At 27.0% G+C, this 19834-nt stretch carries 20 protein-coding genes; 6 read left to right on the top strand and 14 right to left on the bottom strand.

Annotated features, from left to right (window positions below; all coding sequences use genetic code 11):
- Positions 1-217: hypothetical protein (locus A9758_RS07670; RefSeq protein ID WP_233144174.1), on the top strand; the 217-nt coding region annotated here is incomplete at its 5' end.
- A 94-nt stretch (positions 218-311) separates the two neighbouring features.
- Here the strand turns inward: A9758_RS07670 and A9758_RS03730 are convergent.
- The 6 genes from A9758_RS03730 to A9758_RS03705 form a co-directional block, all read right to left on the bottom strand.
- A complete protein-coding gene (locus A9758_RS03730) occupies positions 312-1466 on the bottom strand; it encodes a glycosyltransferase family 4 protein (RefSeq protein ID WP_011405671.1) in 1155 nt (384 codons plus the stop codon).
- Positions 1467-1555: 89 nt separating this feature from the next.
- Positions 1556-2245, bottom strand: coding sequence for a glycosyltransferase family 2 protein (locus tag A9758_RS03725; RefSeq protein ID WP_011405672.1), 690 nt, complete (start codon positions 2243-2245; stop codon positions 1556-1558).
- Between the two features lie 109 nt (positions 2246-2354).
- The gene (locus A9758_RS03720; RefSeq protein ID WP_011405673.1) at positions 2355-3545 is read right to left on the bottom strand and encodes a glycosyltransferase family 4 protein; all 1191 of its coding nucleotides are present in this window, start codon (positions 3543-3545) and stop codon (positions 2355-2357) included.
- An 11-nt stretch (positions 3546-3556) separates the two neighbouring features.
- Positions 3557-4690 carry a glycosyltransferase family 4 protein gene (locus A9758_RS03715; protein ID WP_011405674.1) on the bottom strand — a complete coding sequence of 378 codons (1134 nt, stop codon included), beginning with the start codon at positions 4688-4690 and terminating at the stop codon, positions 3557-3559.
- A gap of 28 nt (positions 4691-4718) precedes the next feature.
- Positions 4719-5945, bottom strand: coding sequence for a glycosyltransferase (locus A9758_RS03710; protein WP_011405675.1), 1227 nt, complete (start codon positions 5943-5945; stop codon positions 4719-4721).
- Positions 5946-5991: 46 nt separating this feature from the next.
- A complete protein-coding gene (locus tag A9758_RS03705; RefSeq protein ID WP_011405676.1) occupies positions 5992-6987 on the bottom strand; it encodes an NAD-dependent epimerase/dehydratase family protein in 996 nt (331 codons plus the stop codon).
- 388 nt (positions 6988-7375) lie between these two features.
- On the opposite strand from A9758_RS03705, the gene A9758_RS03700 reads away from it, so the two are divergent.
- A complete protein-coding gene (locus A9758_RS03700; RefSeq protein ID WP_011405677.1) occupies positions 7376-7993 on the top strand; it encodes a bifunctional 2-polyprenyl-6-hydroxyphenol methylase/3-demethylubiquinol 3-O-methyltransferase UbiG in 618 nt (205 codons plus the stop codon).
- Positions 7994-7999: 6 nt separating this feature from the next.
- Here the strand turns inward: A9758_RS03700 and A9758_RS03695 are convergent, their stop codons facing one another.
- Positions 8000-9010, bottom strand: a complete 1011-nt coding sequence (locus A9758_RS03695) for a phosphorylcholine transferase LicD (RefSeq protein WP_048059665.1) — start codon at positions 9008-9010, stop codon at positions 8000-8002.
- Between the two features lie 264 nt (positions 9011-9274).
- On the opposite strand from A9758_RS03695, the gene A9758_RS03690 reads away from it, so the two are divergent.
- A complete protein-coding gene (locus tag A9758_RS03690) occupies positions 9275-10012 on the top strand; it encodes an ArsR family transcriptional regulator (protein WP_011405679.1) in 738 nt (245 codons plus the stop codon).
- On the opposite strand, the gene A9758_RS03685 is transcribed toward A9758_RS03690, so the two are convergent.
- The 7 genes from A9758_RS03685 to A9758_RS03655 form a co-directional block, all read right to left on the bottom strand.
- Positions 10009-10713, bottom strand: coding sequence for a glycosyltransferase family A protein (locus A9758_RS03685; protein ID WP_011405680.1), 705 nt, complete (start codon positions 10711-10713; stop codon positions 10009-10011). The genes A9758_RS03690 and A9758_RS03685 overlap by 4 nt on opposite strands.
- A gap of 2 nt (positions 10714-10715) precedes the next feature.
- On the bottom strand, positions 10716-12170 hold the full coding sequence (locus A9758_RS03680; protein ID WP_011405681.1) for a flippase: 1455 nt from the start codon (positions 12168-12170) through the stop codon (positions 10716-10718).
- Between the two features lie 9 nt (positions 12171-12179).
- Complete coding sequence (locus A9758_RS07725) at positions 12180-12440, bottom strand: hypothetical protein (RefSeq protein ID WP_369815016.1); 261 nt, start codon at positions 12438-12440, stop codon at positions 12180-12182.
- Between the two features lie 344 nt (positions 12441-12784).
- Entirely contained in the window at positions 12785-13966 is a 1182-nt protein-coding gene (glf, locus tag A9758_RS03670) for a UDP-galactopyranose mutase (RefSeq protein WP_011405683.1), read from the bottom strand.
- Between the two features lie 22 nt (positions 13967-13988).
- Entirely contained in the window at positions 13989-15287 is a 1299-nt protein-coding gene (locus tag A9758_RS03665; protein WP_011405684.1) for a flippase, read from the bottom strand.
- A gap of 44 nt (positions 15288-15331) precedes the next feature.
- The gene (locus tag A9758_RS03660) at positions 15332-16279 is read right to left on the bottom strand and encodes a GDP-mannose 4,6-dehydratase (RefSeq protein ID WP_011405685.1); all 948 of its coding nucleotides are present in this window, start codon (positions 16277-16279) and stop codon (positions 15332-15334) included.
- Between the two features lie 121 nt (positions 16280-16400).
- Entirely contained in the window at positions 16401-16829 is a 429-nt protein-coding gene (locus A9758_RS03655) for a DUF1616 domain-containing protein (RefSeq protein ID WP_011405686.1), read from the bottom strand.
- Between the two features lie 120 nt (positions 16830-16949).
- Between A9758_RS03655 and A9758_RS03650 the strand changes: the two genes are divergently transcribed.
- Genes A9758_RS03650 through A9758_RS03640 form a run of 3 tightly spaced genes read left to right on the top strand, consistent with a single transcriptional unit; the run spans position 16950 to position 19817 of the window.
- Positions 16950-17969: a hypothetical protein gene (locus A9758_RS03650; RefSeq protein ID WP_011405687.1), complete on the top strand. Its 1020-nt coding sequence runs from the start codon at positions 16950-16952 to the stop codon at positions 17967-17969.
- A gap of 9 nt (positions 17970-17978) precedes the next feature.
- Positions 17979-18863, top strand: coding sequence for a formylmethanofuran--tetrahydromethanopterin N-formyltransferase (locus tag A9758_RS03645; protein ID WP_011405688.1), 885 nt, complete (start codon positions 17979-17981; stop codon positions 18861-18863).
- A 9-nt stretch (positions 18864-18872) separates the two neighbouring features.
- The gene (locus A9758_RS03640) at positions 18873-19817 is read left to right on the top strand and encodes a carbohydrate kinase family protein (RefSeq protein ID WP_011405689.1); all 945 of its coding nucleotides are present in this window, start codon (positions 18873-18875) and stop codon (positions 19815-19817) included.
- Positions 19818-19834: the final 17 nt, after the last annotated feature.

Raw genomic sequence — 19834 nt, 5'->3', positions numbered from 1 at the left:
AAAAAAAAATGATGAATTAATTAGAAAATCAACTGCTTCTAAAGTATTTATAATATCACGTTGTATATCAATTTTAAGTTTAACATTGGTTGCTCTTTGTTTTGAACAATGGAGATTAATGGGGATTGCAATGCTTTTATTGTGTTGTTATACTTTTCCTATTAGATATGTTAGGTATTTTAAGAAACTTGATGATGAAGGGGATACTGAAAATTAAATAATCAATCTTTTTTATCTTTATTTTAAAGTAGTTTATTAATAGAAAATTAAAAAATAGAACTTTATAAGCAAAAAATTAGATAATAGGTAATCTAATTATTTTTTAGGATTTTCAAATAATAATTCTCAGTTTTTGCTGCGATACTGTTCCAATCATATTTCTTAGCACTTTTTCTACATAAATTTCTTTTATTATATGAAATTCCATCACTAATCAATTGGTTGATAAGAATAGCTAAGCTATCGACATTATCATTAATTATCCAACCATTATCTTCGTTTATTAAATCCTTTGCAGCGTTCATTTTAGCATTCACTGTAATAACAGGAACTCCACAGGCATTTGCTTCGATTGCAATGATTCCAAAACCTTCTCTTAATGATGGAAGTACTAGTATTGATGAACTTTTAAGTGTTTTATATAAATCTTCTTTATTTTTATAAAATCCTAAAAAGAAGACATTTTTCTCAAGTTCAAGTGTTGATACAATATGTTTTAGATAATCTTCCATTGGGCCTTCTCCTACAATAAAACATTTTGCATAAGGATGTACATCTACAACCTTTCTCATGGCTTTAATTAGTAAATCCACGTGTTTTTCAGCAATTAAACGTCCAGCATATATAACATCACAGTATTGTTTACTAGGATCTAAATAGATTATTTCATTAATATTCACTCCATTTGAAATAATTATTGAATTAGAAGGTTTATTATTCTCCAGCATATTTTCATATGTGGCAGTAGAAACACAGATAACATTATCAGTAAGATGTAGAATTCCTTTTTCAACTATCTTTCCAAAAAATCCTTTTCTACCCATATAATCATACCAATAATCATTCCATACTTCATGTAATGTAATTACAAGATTAGCTTTCGAATTCATAGTTTTTAATTTGCTAGTGTAACATGAAAAATAAGGAAAACCTTGACAATCAACAATATCAAAATCATCGAAGTTAACACTTACTAAACACTTAGCAAAGTATAATGCTTCCTTAATAGATCGGGATCCATCCTTGGTATATAATTCCATTGGTTTTCCCACACTATGATATGTTATATCATTGTATTTGATAGTTTCTTGTCCATAATATTCTTTAGTTTCCATCCAGTAACCTAATGAAAAAACATGAATATCATGTCCTCTTAGTCTAAGACGTTTACCTATTTCAAATATTCTATTTTCTGCTCCACCAGTAACCCAGGGATATGCAGTATCATAAATAAATGCAATTTTCATGATTAAATCCTCTAAAAAATATGGATGTTTAAAAAACAAGGTTCTTATAAAAGAAGTGGTATTTTAATAAAAGTAGATTATGAGTATTATTAATTACCAAATCTTCTTTTCAACATATATTTCACGTGTCTCCAGCCATCAGTAAATGAACTTAACTTAGCTTCTCCACCACCACGTTTTTTATATGATATTGGAATTTCTTTTATATTTAAATTTTTTTCTCTAGCTTCAATAACCATTTCAACTGCAAATTCCATACCTGGTGCTGTTAAATTCATTTTATGTAGTGCATCTTTGGTAAAGGCTCTCATACCACAATGTGTATCTGAATATTCAGAGTTAAAGAGTATATTTAACATTTTTGTAAGTAATGGATTTCCAATATATTGGTGAAGTGCGGGCATTGCACCTTTTTCAATTGTACCTTTAAAACGAGAACCTATTACAAAGTCACTTCCATCATCTACAATGTAATTTATGAAATCCATTGATTGTTCAAGGGGATATGTTCCATCAGCATCACCCATTATAATAATATCTCCAGTAGCTTCCTTAAATCCACGGATATATGCGTTACCATATCCTCTATTTTTTTCTAAAAATACTGTAGCTCCAGCATCTTTTGCTTCCTGTGCTGTGTTATCAGTAGAATTATTATTAACAACAATAATTTCTACATCATATCCTGCTTCTTCTATCTCATCTACTGGTATACTTTTTATTGTTTTACCTACGATTCCTTCTTCATTCAATGCTGGTATAACAAATGAAACTTTCATATTCTCTACAATCCCTTATTTTTACATAAGTATTAACACTTATGATCTATTATTATAATTATTTGTTATTACTAATATATAATATCAAAAGGTTATATTGTAATAACATCTAAGACTTCTTATTCTCTACTATTTTAGTGATTATATCATCTAATTTATTCATTGAAGTAGTCCATGAATATTTCTTCTCAACAAGAGCATGACCATTATCTGCAATGTATTTATATAATTTCTTATTATCTAATAATTTGATAATTGCATCATTAAATTCTATTTCATTATCTGCATTTAAATAATCCCTATTATCTACTGCACAAATTCCACTAATTCCCTTTGATGTTGATATAACTGGCAGGTTCATACTCATAGCTTCAAGAATCTTATTTTTAATTCCTGTACCTGATATCATTGGTGTGATGAATATAATTCCATATTTAAGATATTCTCTAACATCATCAACTGAACCTGTAACTGTAATATGAGGATTTTTATCTAATGATTTAATATAATCAGAGGGATTTCGTCCAACAATAATAAATTCAACATCCCTTTTTTCTAGGACAAGTGGATAAATATTATCTACGAAGTATTTTACTGCATCATTATTTGGTGGTGTACTCATATCTCCTAGAAATACTAGTTTACTTCTTGTTTGATTTTTGTTTTTAAAGAAATTTGTATCAACACCATTTGGAATAACATTTATTGAAATATCAACATCTCTTTCTAATAAAGTTTTATCCTTCTTATTTACAACTATGCATGAATCAAATAGATTATATATTCTTTCATATCTGTGAATTTTATAGTAGTTAAGATACCAGTAAATACGACTAAAGAGAGTATCTGCCTTTTTATACATGTTATAATTGTAGTTTGAAACAGCATCAAATGCATATACTATCTTTGGAATTTTAATATTTTTAGCATAGAAAGCCATTGGCATATCAGTAATTACAATATCAAAGTTTTCTGCGTCCACTTTTCTATTTATTAAATGACTCATACTACTTTTATAATAATAATTTAGAAAACTGTGTGTTTTTAAGTTATCAAGACAAATCATATTTTTAAGTGTGTATTTGAGTTGGTTTTTAAGTGAATGATATTCTGGTATTTTTAGGGTATTGGTTGTAGATAACTTATCTTTAATAGAATCTAGAGAATATTTTTCAGAATCAAATGATATTAAATGGATTTCATGTTTACTTCCCAATTGTTTTATTAAATGATATATAGGTAGTGTTGCACCTACACTCAGGGAGGGTATATCATGGCATATTAACAGTATTTTTGTCATAATAGTCCTCTTTATTCTTTATTTAGAGCATCTTCATATACTTTCAATATTTTATTTGCAACACTGGTCCATTTAAGATTTTTATGAATATATGCCTGTCCATTAAGAACATGTTTTTTTGCAAGTGGCTTATTTTCAATAGTTTCTATAATAGCATATTTTAATTGATTTATGTTACCATATTCAACTGTAATTCCAGCATTCATAATATCTATTAATTCTCCAGATTCTTTTGTAACAACAACAGGAGTTCCTGCAAGTATTGATTCGAATACTGTTATTGCAACACCACCCATATATTCAACTGGATTAACAAATACATCTGCATCATGATATATGCTTATTTTATCCTCTTCTTTAATAAATCCTGTGAATATAACTTTTTCTTCTATATTTCTTGTTTCTATAATTTTTTCTAATCTTTCTTTGTATGGTGTACTTTTTCCTGCAATTACTAGTTTATATTCATCATATCGTTCTGGAAGTAATGAAAATGCTTTTATTATGTTTTCAATTCCTTTTAATTTATCTAATCTTCCAAAATAGAGTATGTATGGCGAATGTATGTGTTTATCTTTGTATGTTCCATCTTCTGGTAGATTTTCATAGTCCTTTGTATTCATTCCATTGTAGATTACTCGAACATCATGTGCTTTCATTTGTTTATCATATTGTGCTTCTTCTTTTGATACTGCAATTGTTGTTGTAGCATTTTGTATTATGTTATTTCCATAGAAAATATCGTATATATGTTTTATTAATGTTTTTGTTACATGTTTTGGAGTTGAGTTATGGGGTTGGAGTACATATGGAATGTTATACTTCTTAGCATATTTTATAACTATGTTGTTTTGATAACTTCTAAGTTCATGTAAATGAATAATATCATATTTTGTTATGTTTTTATCAAGCCATTTTTTCATTTTAGGAGAATAAATAAACAATGCTAAATTAAATTCATAATCAATAGGTACCATTGTAAGATTATCTACTAAATCAGTATCTTCCTTATTATACTCAAAAGTAGTAGTTAAAATAGTAACATTATGGCCCATACTTGTTAATTGTTTAGAGAGATTATAACATACATTCACATCTCCTCCTCTTTTAAATGCAAAATAGGGAATAACTTGTAATATATTCATAATAAATCACTTAAAAATAATAAGATAATTAAATATCTTTTAATAATAAATCAAGAACTAAATTTTCTAAAATACCTTCAAATTCAATTGTAAGTTTACTCCAATCGTTTTCTTTAACAAAATTATAACCCAAAGAACCAGTATTTGCAATATCACGCTTATTCTTAAGTTGCATAGTAGCTACTGTTAGAACTTCCTCAGGTTTATTAATATAAATAAGACCATTCTTATCTCCAAATTCAGCAACAAGACCTGGAAGTCTAGTGGCAATAACAGGCTTTTTCATAGCCATGTATTCATATAATTTTATAGGAACAATGTCCTGCATTATAATTTCATCCTTGTATGCAGGAAGAATACAAATATCACTGGCACCAATTAAATCAGGCATGATTTTATATTTTTGACGTCCTGTAAGAATCATTTGATCTTCTAATTTATACTTATGTTGGATTAATTTCAATGTTTCATAGGCATCTCCATCGCCAACAATTAACAATTTAATATTAGGATACTTCTGTTTATTTTTACCTAATTCTATTGCTAATTCTTTAAGTCCAGCAAAATCATATAAAAATCCCATGAAAAACAACACAATGTCATCGTTATCTATACGATAATATTTCCTAATTTTATAACCATTATGCTTTTTAAAGTTGAATTGTTTTAAATTGATTCCAGCACCAATAATAGCCATTTTATGTGGATTAGCACCTAAATCAATTGCAGCTTCATGAAGTTTACGATTAATAGTAAGAACATATGAGGCCTTACTAATGGTATTTTTAGTTATTAGTTTACCCAATGATCTAAATTTCTTTTCAGGAATTAATTGATGTAAAACATCAATAAAGTAGTATACAAACGGTATATTATATTTTTTGGCAAGTCGTGATGCAATATTAGCATTTAAAATACCAAATGCAACTATAATATCTGGATTAAATTCTTTTATTTGACGTTTTATTTCCTTTTTATGATAGTGAAGTATGGAAAGGTAGTTAAGAATAGGAACTCTAACAAGAGGTGGTCTAATTACAGTGATATTATCTGTATTATAAACCTTTTTATACTTTTTAAAGACTTTTCTAGGACTTTTATATCCTTGATTTGAATCATCATCAATTTTCCAGTCAACTTCATAATCAATTACCCTAATTTCATGTCCTCTAAGACCTAATAATTCCATTAAATGATGTTGTTGGTGTGGATTTCTTTTTATCCAATCTGATTCTTGTACAACTAATATTCTCATAACTATTTCACCTCTTTTAGTTCTATTCCATATCAATCAAATTTAATTAAAATTCTGCACTTTTTTGTATGTTATCCCAGTTATTTACAAACCATTCATGGGTATTTTCAAGACCTTCCTCAAATGTATGAACAGGGTTGTATTTTAATATTTTTTTAGCCTTATCTATGGATGATAAGAGTTTATTTTTAGCATCCCAATCTCTACGTTCTTTATATTCAATTCCAGCTTCATTATCACATAATTCATTGACTTTGTTTGCCATGTCAATAACTCTGTGATCTTTACCAGAACCAAGATTTATAGATTCACCAATAGCCTTATCAACAACACCAAGTCTTGTAAGACCTTGAATTATATCATCAACATATGTCCAGTCACGAGTTTCACTACCATTACCAGTAATAGGTAATGCTTGTTTATTCATAGCCCAATACATGAAGTTTGGAATAACATTTCTATATTTTCCAGGAACTTCTCCAGGACCAAATACATTGAAAAATCTTGCATTAGCAATAGGTAGATCATATAGGTTATGGAAATAATTAGTATATAATTCTCCTAATAATTTAGTAACCTGATATGGTGTATGTAGACTAATACTAATATCATGTTCTTCAAATGGCATTTTAGAATCTAAACCATAAACACCACAACCACTACTGGAGTATACAAATCTTTCAACACCAGTTAATTGTGCATATTCTAATACTTTTAGAATACCTAAACCATTTACTTTTAAATCTAGTTCAGGTTTATCAACAGAATTTTGATTTGCAAAATGTGCTGCTAAATGGAAAACAAAGTCTGGCTTCTGTTTAAATACCCATTTTAAAACTTGATCATCACATATGTCTCCTTCAATAAATTCAATAGAATCATCTTTAGGTATATTCCATGTGTATGCAGAAGATAAATTATCTAAAATAATTATCTTTTTAGGATTAAATTGTGCAAGTTTTTTAGTTAAATTACTTCCAACACAACCTGCTCCCCCTGTAACAAGTATTGTTTTTCCTTCATAAGCGCTAGCAACATCCATTATATTATTTCTCCTTATATTTCCTTAAAAAAATAGTAATATATTACTTATATTAACATTAAATTTATATATCTTTTTTATTTTATTTAAGTTTTAAAAAAGTAGTTTCAATAGTATTGTATTTTTTATAAAGATTTAAGCTTAATATAACTTTTTTTTCTGTTGTTTTTAAAGTATTATGATGATAAAGAATATTGTTGTATTTATATTTGCTATTTAAGGAAGATACATTAAATAACAGAAATATCTAAGTAAAACTATATAATTAAGGATACTTTATTTTTTAGTATTTTATATCTTAAAATAAATTTTCTAGTGTTAACTTATTTTTAGGAATTTGTTTATTTAATAAAATATTTTAAATAAAATAATTTTCATATAACTACTTATGAATGATAAATATTATTGGGAAGAGTACTATAAAAAAAATCCAAATCCAGTAGATCCCTCAACATTTGCAAAGTTTACTAGTGGTTTTCTACGTCCAGGTAAATCACTTATAGAATTAGGATGTGGAAATGGTAGAGACAGTGTTTTTTTTGCAAACAATGGTGTACGCGTAACTGCAGTAGATCAAGTAGAAACAGAAATGGATTACTTAAATCATAAATATAGCTTATATAATCTTGAATTTAAGGCTGATGATTTCACAAATTTAAATCTAGATAATACATATGATTATATATATTCACGTTTTACTCTACATTCTATTAATGAAGAAGCAGAATACAGAGTAATTAAATGGATAAGTTCTCAATTAAATAATAAGGGCCTGTTTTTTTTAGAAGTACGTAGTATTAATGATCCAATGTTTTCTAAGGGTGAGAGAATTAGTAATACTGAAAATGTAACAACACATTATCGTAGATACTTGGATTTTGAAGAAACAGTAAATAAATTAGAAAAAAATGGATTGAATGTTATTTATCAATTAGAAAGTCAAGGATTATCTGTTTATAAAGATGATGATCCAATGTTAATACGTATTGTTGCTAAAAAAGAGTAATGAATTTCAATTAAATTCATCATTAATTCTTTTTAAGTATGCTATTGATTCTTCAAATCCATAATCCATATCTTTTTTTATGTTATTATATTGACCTTTTACAAATCCTGTTGTATTATGATCAAGGGCAATATGTGGAATATGCATGTATTCAGGGCCATATATTAGTGGAAGATATTCTTCATAATCATTAGGACATGAAAATTCATAATCCTCAAATACTATTTTATTTAATGGAAAAACATAATCAGTTTTATAGATTCTATTGTGTATATTGTTATGTAATCCATCAATAGCATCAGAAATATGGGATGTTTTATCTGTTGTGAATTTCATCTTCTTATTTTGTATAGCTAATCCTTCATCAAATGTCCAAGTACCATTAATAATGTTATTTCTAAGTTCAACTTGTAATTCTGTCTGTTTATCATTTCTATCGGGAGTTAGACCACAATCTTCGATATAATCCTTTGGAAATACATCAAAATGTACAAATGGTTTTTTAAATGCACATTGGAAAAATAATATGAATGTATGACTATTAAGTTGGTCTAATTCATTGTAATTTGTGGTATCTTGTGGTTTTGTTAATTTTGATATTATTATTTTATCACTTAATCCATCAATCTTTTCTATTTCTTTTGGAAATACGTCGACTAATTTATTATAATCTTCTCTTAACATTCCAATATCTATATCATCATCCCATGGAATGAATCCACCATGACGTATGGCTCCAAGTAATGTTCCATAATCTAGCCAATATTTTAATTCATATTTTTGACATATGTTATCAAATAATCTAAGTAATTCTAATGATAACAATTGTATCTGTCTCATGGTACCTGTTGCCTTAATATCACAACTACTGAATATTAAATCTAGCATTCTATAATGTGATTCTATTTCCCTAAATTTATTGTTGTTGTTAAATTTCTGAACTAATTCAATCATCTTTGGATGATTTTTTATAGTTTCAGGTAACATCTGATATAATTTTGATAACACAAACACCATAATATAAACTTCCTATATCTTTTTTTTGAAAAATTATAATATTTATATATCTTTCTTCAATATTAAAAAAAATTATACTTCTTATTTATACTTATTATATTCTTTCTCATTGGAAAAAATATGTTAATTATTATAATAATGAAAAATATTCTATTCTTTCTTTAAAATATTATTTAATAAAATTCCATTTTTCATATAAAATGTGTAATAAGAAACTATATACTAGAATAACATTTATATTAGTTTCAATACATAAAAATTATTATGATGCCTATAAATAAGTTTAACAACACAAAAATTAAGATTTATGCTACAACTAAAGGAATTAAAATTGTAGATAGTCCTATAAAAATTCAAATACTTAACATATTAGATGGTCAAGTAAGTGAAATAGAAATAGTTAAACAAACAGGAAAATCCAAATCAACAATATCTGTACATCTAAAAAATCTTATTGATGAAGGAATTATAAGTTTTAAATCTCATCCATTAGATAGAAGAAGTAAATTATTCTACATATATGCAGATTATATTGGAGAAATATGTCCTGATAAAATTATATATAAATTACCAGAAATAGAATCACAAATAACATCTAAAGCACAATTATATATGGAATTATTTAGGCAATTCAAATCAATATTATTAATTCATGGTTTACAAATAGAACCATTAGAAGTAGCAACAGGTCAAAGAATTGGTGAACATCTTTATTCACAATTTGAATATGAGACTCTTGAACAATTAACAGAATTAGTAAAAGATAAATTCAATGAATTAGATTTAGGTCAACTTAAAATAAGTAGTTTTGAACCTTTAATTTTAAAAAATAATGGGTGTCATGAGTGTTTTAAACTACAATATAATATTTCAACATGTAATGTTACAAAGGGAATATTAAAAAGTATTTTTGAATCACATTTCAACAGAGAAGTTTCAGTAGAAGAAGTAGAATGTACTTCAAAATATGATGATTGTTGTACATTTACAGTAGATTACTAGTATTGTTTATACTTCTTTATTTTTCTTTGAATACTAACTGGTATGAATGTAAACCAGTCACCCATACATGTTCGAATTATCTTTTCTTTCATGTATTTTTTTTGAAGATTAGGTAGAGTATCATAATATCCTTCTGACATAGATGCACCCTTAGAACGATGTTCTAATTCTGTGGGGATAAGATATGTATTGTATTTCTTATTTTTTATATTATAAACATAATCAACACAATATAAATGCCAATCAGGACATATTTTTTCATTTAATTCATATTTTTTAAATACATTCCTTGGTATTATAAATAAACATTCATCAAGAGTGGATGCTAATTCTACTTTTTCTAGTTTATAGGGTGTTACATCTACAGGAATTATTCCTTGTTTTATATTACTTCTAACAAGACTATCTGTAGTTTTACCAGCAACTCCTACAATTCCAATATTATTAAGGGTAGATAGACATTTTTCAGTACGATCTAACCAGGAATTTTGGGAAAAATAAATGTCTTGATGGGCAAATACAATGTAATTACCATGTGCTTTTCTTGCACCATGATTTAGTGCATTTGCAGCACTACTGTACTTGTTTTTTCTATTATCAACAAGTATCAATTCATACTTTGAGGTTTGTTTTTTAAGACTTTTAAGTAAATATTCTTCTAATATAGTTTTGTTATTATATACACAGACTATACTCATCATAATTATTCCATCCTATTTTCTATGTATTTAAGAACTTTCTGTGGTAGTAATTGTTTAAATATGTTCCAGTCATCCTCATTAAATGTTTTAATAAGGAGAATTGTTGTAAAGTAGACTATAATTCCAACACCTATACTTACAAATAAGTCTAAATCTAGTAGGTATATTACTCCACCCATAACTACACTTGCAATAAATGGTTTTAGAAGTATACTTCTTAGTGGTACACTATATCCATATTTATGCATGATATACATGTAGAATAACACCATACTAACTTCATTAATAACTGTAATCATGGCAGCTCCAGTACTGTCAAATAACTTTATTAGTATGAAATTTCCTATTGTACTAAAGAGTAAACATATGAATGTTGCCTTTACAGTTTCATGTTGTTTATTGATAGATGCAATACTTGTTCCAAGAATATAACTAAGGAATATTGCAGGTAGGGCCCATATAATCAATTCAAGTACTGGAATAGTATTTATATATGCACTTCCATACATAAACAAGATGATTTTTTTGGATAACACCATTGTTCCCATGGAAATAGGTACACTTAATATTGTTAAATACTTCAATGACTTTTTATATGAATATTCAAGCATGTCTGGCCTATTAACATAAAATTTTGAAAATATTGGTAGTATTGCAGTTGAATATACTGTGGGTATGAAAATCAATGCTTGCATTAAATTAAATGCAGCAGTATACTCACCTACATGTGCACTTGTTGTTAGTATATTAAGAAGTATGGTATTCATTTTAAATGATATTAGAGCAAAGATACTTGTTATTGCAAGAGGAAATGCCGTGTATATTAGATACTTCCATAGTTTTAAATTAACTTGAAAATGTATTAATCCATAGTTTTTAGTACACATTGCAAAGTTATATATTAAAACTAGTACTGTTGATATTAAATAGATTGATGCTACTCCAATAACAGACTGTTTAGTAAATACACAGAATAATACTCCAATAAACATTGTTACAGAGTTAATAATCTCTGCAATAGATTGATATTCCATCTGTTCATATGCACGAAACATGGAAGTGAATGTTCCACTAAAAGCATCAATAATCACTGAAGAACCAATAATATAAACAACTAACTTTGTTGTTTCATTAAATACTCCAATATTAACAAATAATACAAGACCAATCATGGTTATTATTGAAAGTATTAACTTTATCATACCATGATTACCAAGATATTCATATGTCTTAGTTTTATCCCGTGCAACCTCACGAATAGTGAGTGTTGAGAGACCTAAATCTGTGAAAATAGCAAATAATCCAGAAATTGCAGTAGCAAATGAAATTATACCAAAATTAGTAGTTCCAAGATATCTTGCAGAGTATAATGTATATAAAAAAGCAAGAACATATCCTATCATCTGGGATAGGAATAATACACTTGTATTTTTAACTAATGTTCTAATAGTACTCATAACTATCACTTATCTAAATAAATCCTTTATCTTAGTATTTAACGTATACTTAACAACAGGTCTGTCCTTAATATATTTTGCAGGAACTCCACCATACATACACCATGAAGGTACGTCCTTTGTAACAACTGCTCCTGATGCAATTACTGCTCCCTCATGAATATGTACTCCTGGCATAATCATAACATTCGTTCCAATATAAACATAATCATCAATATAAACAGAATCACTTGTACTTTCAAAGGTAGGACTTGTTATATTATGTTCCATTGTATATACTTTAAAATTTCCTGCAATATTAACATTACATCCAATATATAATCCACCACGACCATCAAGAAATGCATTATCTCCAATAATAGTATTATCATTTATATGAACATTGGAGGGTCTGAAAAATCTACATTTCCAGTAGATTATTGAATTTTTTGATAGCTTTACCTTAAATATATTACGATACATGAATTCTCTAAATCTATGTGAGGGTATGTTACCTGTAATATATATGAAGTAAATATTAAGATCATGAAGTACTCTAAATATTTGAAATATTCTCTTTGAAATAAATGAATCAGGATCTTCTTCAACTTTTTTTTTAAGTATTTCTTTTAAATTCAAATATATTCCTCGTCTATTTCATGTTTTAATTGTCTAAAAAGTACATCATGAACATTCTGCACAGCTTCATCCATATTCAAATGTTTATAGTTACATAATCTTCCCATAAATGTTATTTGAGGGAATTTTTCAGTTAATTTTTCATATTTTCTAAATAATTCTCTGTTCTCCTCTGTTATTATGGGATAGTATGGAATGTTAGTTTCATCATATTTTGGATTATAATCTGTTGGAAATGCAAATTGTATGGTGGTATTTCTTGCATGTTGTCCTGTAATGTACTTATATTCAGTAATTTCAGTGAAATGATAATCATTTGGATAGATTATTGAAGCATTTTCCTGAAAATGTATTTGATCAACTGTTTCATTCATATATACAATTGATCTATATGGAAGTTTTCCATAACAATAATTGAAAAACTCATCAATCATACCAGTAAAAATCAATTGACCAGTATATTCTTCATCATTAAAGTATACTTTTTTGTTTTCTAAGTCAATAGAAATTATATCGTTATAATCATGTTCGAGTAGTATGTTGATGTTATGATTAGAGAGCATATTTTCAAACATGGAAGTATATCCATTTGAGGGTACTGCTTGGTATTTATCTTGATAATATCTACAATCATATGATATGGTGATATTAATATTAACACCATCAACTTCACATATTTTCTCTGGATCTACTCCATAGATTTTCTTAACATATGGTGTGTATATGTTCTCATTAACATAACTAACTAGTTTTTGTATATCAGGATTTTTTGATTCTTTAAGTTTATCTAAAGGTAATGTGTCATTTACAATATATTCTGTAAGCAGTGCTGTAGTTATTTTCTGATTATCATCTTGCATAGTCTTATCAATACTTATTAAGTTAAATGGTACTGGTATAACTGTATTATTAATATTACATACTAATTTATGATTATACACATTCCATGTTGTAAATAATGATAAATAAGAATAAACTTCTTCATTATTTGTGTGAAAGATATGTGGACCATATTTATGTACTAAAATACCAGATTCATCATAGTAATCATAGCAATTTCCTCCAATATGATCATTTTTATCAATTAAAAGTACTTTTTTATCATAAACATTAGCTAATTGTTCTGCAGCAGTAATTCCTGTAATACCTGCACCTACTATTATATAATCATATTCCAAGTAAATTCCTCCTATTCTATTTTTAACTTAATTTTGTATGATTTCTATTTATTATTTTAATTCCTTTTCTTTGTAGGAATATAAACATAGCAATTGTTATGAATATCTCTGTTGTTGCAAATGATATTGCTATTCCTATCTCTTTCATTAATGTTATAAGTATTATTCCAAGTACAATATCAATTATTCCTCCAATCATCACAATAGATGTGAATGCTTTTTTATAATTGAATGTTAGCATAGTTTCAACACCAAAAACAGTACTTAATGATACTGCAAGTGGAACAATTGATATTATTTGAAGTATAATTACTGAATTAACATAAGATTGTCCAAATAATAGTAATATTATTGGTTTTGCAAATATAAATAATCCTGCAGATAAGACTATTCCAACTAAGGTCATTATTTTTGTTATTTTACGTATAAATTCTATACTTCTAGTTTTATCATCTGTTTTAACTGTACGACTTATGAAGGGGTATAATGCTTGTGATATTGGATTTAACAATCCATTTACTGCAAGTATTATTTTTTCAGCAATACTATAGTAACCAACAAGGGTGTTGTTTGTAAGAAGACCTAATAGGAATGTGTTTGTTGTTGTGTACATATTTATTGCTATTGTTGAAATAAACACATACCATCCTTCTCTTAAATGATATTTAATATCTCTTATTGAGGGTATGGTTATTTTTATATTGAACTTTGTAAGTGCTATGTATATTCCAAGAATTCCAACTAAAATATATCCCAGTGAATTAATTAATGGAACTAGCATATAATCTGTTGTATCGTGTATGAATATAAATATAAGTACTGTAAACACTATTTTTCCTATAATATTAAGAATACTGGTGTATCTCATATATTCAAGTCCTTGAAATAGCCATGTTGGAAATAACATATATCCAATAACCATTCCAAAGGTTAAGATATAAACATAACTATCTTCATTAAATTTGGGAATGAACATCACAATTAGTAGTAATATTATAAAACTTAAAATACATAAACACAGCTTTATAAACATTACAGAACTAAAAATCTGGGAAATCTTCTGATTGTCATCTCTACATATAGCTAATTCTCTAGTTGCAGATAAATTAAATCCATAATCTGTGAAGAATTGAAAATATGTAATAAGAGAAATAGCATACTGTGTTAGGCCGAATTTTTCAGGTCCAAGTACTAATGTTAAGTATGGAAGAGTAATTAATGGGAGAATATAACTAGCAAATTGTAATCCTGTTAATGAAATCATATTTTCGAGGATTCTTTTATATTCCTTACTTTTAAAAATATTTTTTAATTTCAACATACAAATCCTCTTCTTATTAAAATAGAAAAAATAAAGAATTAAACTTATTCTTCATTGAATTTATTAACATAATAGTTAATAGTTTCTTTTAATTCTTTTTTAAAGTCATGTTCACTTTTAAATCCAAAGGTTTCCTCAGCTTTACTAATATCAGCAACAGAATCTCTAATGTCTCCATCTTTCTGTGGTAAATATTTTGGATTACAATCATATCCCATTATTTCACATATAATTTCAAGTAATTCATTAATAGTTGTGGTCTTTCCATGAGCAATATTAAATACGCCAGTTACATCATTAATTGCTACTTCATAATTTGCCTTTGCAATATTTTTAACATAAATGAAGTCTCTTGTTTGTTCTCCATCCCCATAAATTACTGGAGTTTCATTGTTTAAGAGGGCACTGATAAATTTAGGTATAACTCCACTATAAGGAGAATCTGCCTTTTGTCTTGGTCCAAATACATTGAAATATCTTAGACATGCTGTTGGTAGATGATATGTTTGTGTGAATGTATATGAATATAATTCAAGCAGTGCTTTTGAAACAGCATAGGGAGATAATGGTTGAAGAGGTAATGTTTCTACATTAGGTAAGACTTCTGTTTCACCATATACTGCAGCAGATGATGCAGAAATTACTTTTTTAATATTTGACTCATATGCTGCTTGTAATACATTGAATGAACCGTCTATGTTTGTTTTGTTAGTTGCTTTTGGTTGTTCAATACTTTCAAATACACTAATAAGTGCAGCTTCATGGAATAGATAGTCATGATTCTCAAGTATTGGCTTCATATCTAGAGTTCTAATATCTCCACAAACTAGTTCAATTCTATCATGGTCTAGATTTTTTAGATTTTCTATATTACCTGTTGTCATATTATCAATGATTGTTACTTTTGAAACATTATTTTCAAGTAATGTTTCAGTAATATGAGATCCAATAAAACCTGCACCTCCAGTAACAACACATCTTAAATCTTCCATTATGTCTCCTCCTTTATTTTTTTTAATTAGATTATTTAGTATTTTTAATTTCTATGTAATATATTTTCATAATTCTATTAATTATCTATACATTTATACACAGATGATAATATTTTTAAGTTTATTTAATCACATTATATCTGAGTTTCAAGGTTCTATAGGGCTGTGTAATATTTCCTTTATATAATTCAATATTTAATTCATGCATACCAATTTCTGTTGTACTGTAGATATAATATGGTGTTATAGTTTCCTCATTATCCTTTAATGTCTTATTATATGAGGCAAGTAAGGTATGATTTGTTTTAACCTTTACAGTGTAATTCATATCAGTATGTTCTTGGTTTTTAATACCAATATTTATCTTTCCAATAGAATACTGGCTCATATTAGTAGGATAATCTGTTGTGTTATTATTATGGTCAAGAATATAAAATTCTGTATAGTCTTCACCAGGATTATGAATTACAACTAGATATATAACTGATATCATAGCAATGATAAGTGCAATGATAAGAATGCCTTTTATAATTTTATCTAATAATTTCATACTCCACCTATTAATTATAATTTGACTATGTAATTATAATTTAATATGTATCTTTTTATATAGATAATTATATAAAATAAAGAAAAATCTTTTCATAATATAAATGAGGAGTTTATACTAATGAATGATAAATTTTATGTAACAGACTGTGAAGGACCATTATCAATTAATGATAATGCATATGAAATATCTGATTTTTTTATTCCAGAAGGAGGTCATTTCTTTAGTATACTTAGTAATTATGATGACATGCTTGTAGAAGAAAATACTGAAGGATATCTAGCTGGAAGTACATTAAAACTAATATTGCCCTTTTTTAAGGCATATGGCTTAACTGAAAAAGATCTTATTGAATTTTCAGAAGATAATATTTTCATGATAGATGGTGCTTATAATATGATAAAATATATTCAAAGTATCATGCCATGTTATATTGTAAGTACAAGCTATAATCAATATATTAAAGCTTTATCTGATAAAACTGGATTTATTTATGAAAATACTTATTCAACAAATTTACAATTGGATAAATATGATTTAAATCAGGAAGAACAAGATAAATTACTTGATATTCATGATAATATCTTATTTGATTCAAGTTTTGAAAATATTCATAGGATTTTTACAAATGTTATCTCAAAGATGGAAATAAACAATCTTATTGAATCAGTAAAACCTGTTGGTGGAATAGGTAAACGTGATGCAATACTAGATATTATTGATAAAAACAATTATAAACCTGAAAATTTAATGTATAGTGGAGATAGTATAACAGATAAGGAAGCATTAGAATATGCAAGGGATAATGGAGGATTAAGTATCTCATTTAATGGTAATATTCATTCAATTGAATCTGCTTCAATATCAATAGCTTCAACTAACAACTTAATATTAGCAGTTATTGCAGATATATTTAATAAAAAAGGTAAATCAGCAGTTTATGATTTTATCAATGATTATAATAATGAATCTCTTGAAACAATATTAAATTGTTCAGATAATATAGAAATAACACAGCAATTATTAGTTAATAAGCCATCTATAGACATAGTAACTAATGATAATAAAGAAACTCTAAATAATATGACAAAAGTTGTACGTGATAAAGTACGAGGAAAAAATATAGGAAATTTAGGATAGGTAATAAAAATGGATTTTGAAATAGAAGATACATATTGTGAAGCATTTACTGGAACTTGTGTAAGAATGATTGTAACAGCAGAAGATGATATAACAATCAAGAAAATAGCAAGTGATGCATCAGCAACACCAGGAACAGTAATAGGGAGAACAGAATCTGGAGTAGAAAAATTTTTAGATAAATCAGAAACACCAGATAATAGGCCTGGTGTGATAATTCAATTCTGGTATAATACAAAAGATCTTGCAAAATTTGATAAGGAATTATCATTTAGAATACGTCAAGATATTCTTGTAAAACCATTTGTAAAGATATTTGATGCATCTATAGATCCATTTGACTACATTGATACAACAGAACATGTAGGTCATTGTGGTGATGGATATGAATGGACAGAAGAAATTGATGGTAGAACAATGATAAGAGTACCAATATGTGTTCCAGATTTTTATATTGAACAAAAATTAGGATGTATGCAGGGAATAATGGGAGTAAACTTCTGGTACTATTGTAGTACAAAAGAAGCAGTACTTGAAGCTGGATATAAAGCATTAGATGCACTTTCTGAAGTTGATGGTATATGTACACCATTTGATATCTGTTCTGCAGGTTCAAAAGTAGAAACAAATTATCCAGAAATTGGTCCTACAACAAACCATCCATACTGTCCATCTCTAAAAGAAAAGCTTGGTGATGAATCAATGGTTGAAGACGGAGTAAATTACATACCAGAAATAGTAATTGATGCTTTAACAGTTGAAAATGCTAAAGAATCATTAAAAAAAGGAATTGAAGCTTTAAATGGGGTAGAAGGTGTAATTAAAGTGTCTGCTGGTAATTATGGTGGAAATTTAGGTAAATATAAATTTAATTTAAAAGATGTACTAGATTAGAGTTGAAGTATGATGAAATTTGATATAATAGGATGGGGAGCATTAAATATTGATAGATTATGTCATGTTAATGAATTTGCACCATCTGATGGAGAAACATTTGTAAATTATGAAACAAAATCCTGTGGAGGATCAGCTGCTAATACAATTATTGGTATGGCAAAACTAGGACTAAAAACTGGATACATTGGAAAGGTAGGTAATGATTCAAATGGTAAAATGATGCAAGATTATCTTGAATCACATAATGTGGATACTACTCATCTCATAAAAGGAAACGGTGAAACAGGAGAAGTAATAGGTTTTGTAGATAGTAGTGGTGATCGTAAGTTATATGTAACTCCAAAAATAAATGACACTATTTCAAATTCTGAAATAAAAAGGGATTATATTAAAAACACTAAATTATTACACTTAACTTCATTTGTAGGATTAAATCCTGAAGATCCATCTATTGATACACAAATGGAATTATTAGATGAATTAAAGGATGATGTAATTGTATCATTTGATCCGGGAATGTTATATGTAAATAAAGGACTTGATTTCATGAATAAACTAATATCTTACACAGATATTTTACTTATCAATGAAACAGAGTTATTATTAACTACAAATAAAAAAACATTACAAGAAGCTGTGGATGAAATATCACAAAAAGTAGATATTTTAGTAGTTAAATGTTCAACAAAAGGTTCTTTTATTAAAAAAGGTGATGAAGAATATAATATTGGAATATTTGAAGTTGATGCTATTGATACAACTGGTGCAGGAGATGCATATAATGCAGGATTTTTATATGGTTTAATAAATAACTATACTCTTGAAGAATCTGGAATAATAGGTAGTTATATTGCAGCTCAATCAACAACAAAATCTGGTGCAACAGAAGCAATACCATTTTCAAAAGATATATCAATTGAAAAAATAATACAAAATCTTAAAAATTATTAATAACAAAAATATTTATT

It is taken from the genome of Methanosphaera sp. A6, assembly GCF_001729395.1.
Classification (GTDB): Archaea; Methanobacteriota; Methanobacteria; order Methanobacteriales; family Methanobacteriaceae; genus Methanosphaera; species Methanosphaera stadtmanae.
The sequence above is the reverse complement of the archived record's forward strand: the minus strand, read 5'-3'. Positions and strand labels throughout refer to the sequence as shown.

What these genes read in the sequence shown, in the direction of transcription:
- A9758_RS03695 (WP_048059665.1), bottom strand. Translation starts at nt 9,010, where the DNA reads ATGGTGTTTGTGTTATCAAAATTATATCAGATGTTACCTGAAACTATA.
- A9758_RS03645 (WP_011405688.1), top strand. Translation starts at nt 17,979, where the DNA reads ATGGATTTTGAAATAGAAGATACATATTGTGAAGCATTTACTGGAACT.
- A9758_RS03690 (WP_011405679.1), top strand. Translation starts at nt 9,275, where the DNA reads ATGATGCCTATAAATAAGTTTAACAACACAAAAATTAAGATTTATGCT.
- A9758_RS03710 (WP_011405675.1), bottom strand. Translation starts at nt 5,945, where the DNA reads ATGAGAATATTAGTTGTACAAGAATCAGATTGGATAAAAAGAAATCCA.
- A9758_RS03715 (WP_011405674.1), bottom strand. Translation starts at nt 4,690, where the DNA reads ATGAATATATTACAAGTTATTCCCTATTTTGCATTTAAAAGAGGAGGA.
- A9758_RS03720 (WP_011405673.1), bottom strand. Translation starts at nt 3,545, where the DNA reads ATGACAAAAATACTGTTAATATGCCATGATATACCCTCCCTGAGTGTA.
- A9758_RS03640 (WP_011405689.1), top strand. Translation starts at nt 18,873, where the DNA reads ATGATGAAATTTGATATAATAGGATGGGGAGCATTAAATATTGATAGA.
- A9758_RS03665 (WP_011405684.1), bottom strand. Translation starts at nt 15,287, where the DNA reads ATGTTGAAATTAAAAAATATTTTTAAAAGTAAGGAATATAAAAGAATC.
- A9758_RS07725 (WP_369815016.1), bottom strand. Translation starts at nt 12,440, where the DNA reads ATGGAACATAATATAACAAGTCCTACCTTTGAAAGTACAAGTGATTCT.
- A9758_RS03685 (WP_011405680.1), bottom strand. Translation starts at nt 10,713, where the DNA reads ATGATGAGTATAGTCTGTGTATATAATAACAAAACTATATTAGAAGAA.
- A9758_RS03700 (WP_011405677.1), top strand. Translation starts at nt 7,376, where the DNA reads ATGAATGATAAATATTATTGGGAAGAGTACTATAAAAAAAATCCAAAT.
- A9758_RS03705 (WP_011405676.1), bottom strand. Translation starts at nt 6,987, where the DNA reads ATGGATGTTGCTAGCGCTTATGAAGGAAAAACAATACTTGTTACAGGG.
- A9758_RS03725 (WP_011405672.1), bottom strand. Translation starts at nt 2,245, where the DNA reads ATGAAAGTTTCATTTGTTATACCAGCATTGAATGAAGAAGGAATCGTA.
- A9758_RS03680 (WP_011405681.1), bottom strand. Translation starts at nt 12,170, where the DNA reads ATGAGTACTATTAGAACATTAGTTAAAAATACAAGTGTATTATTCCTA.
- A9758_RS03660 (WP_011405685.1), bottom strand. Translation starts at nt 16,279, where the DNA reads ATGGAAGATTTAAGATGTGTTGTTACTGGAGGTGCAGGTTTTATTGGA.
- A9758_RS03655 (WP_011405686.1), bottom strand. Translation starts at nt 16,829, where the DNA reads ATGAAATTATTAGATAAAATTATAAAAGGCATTCTTATCATTGCACTT.
- A9758_RS03650 (WP_011405687.1), top strand. Translation starts at nt 16,950, where the DNA reads ATGAATGATAAATTTTATGTAACAGACTGTGAAGGACCATTATCAATT.
- A9758_RS03730 (WP_011405671.1), bottom strand. Translation starts at nt 1,466, where the DNA reads ATGAAAATTGCATTTATTTATGATACTGCATATCCCTGGGTTACTGGT.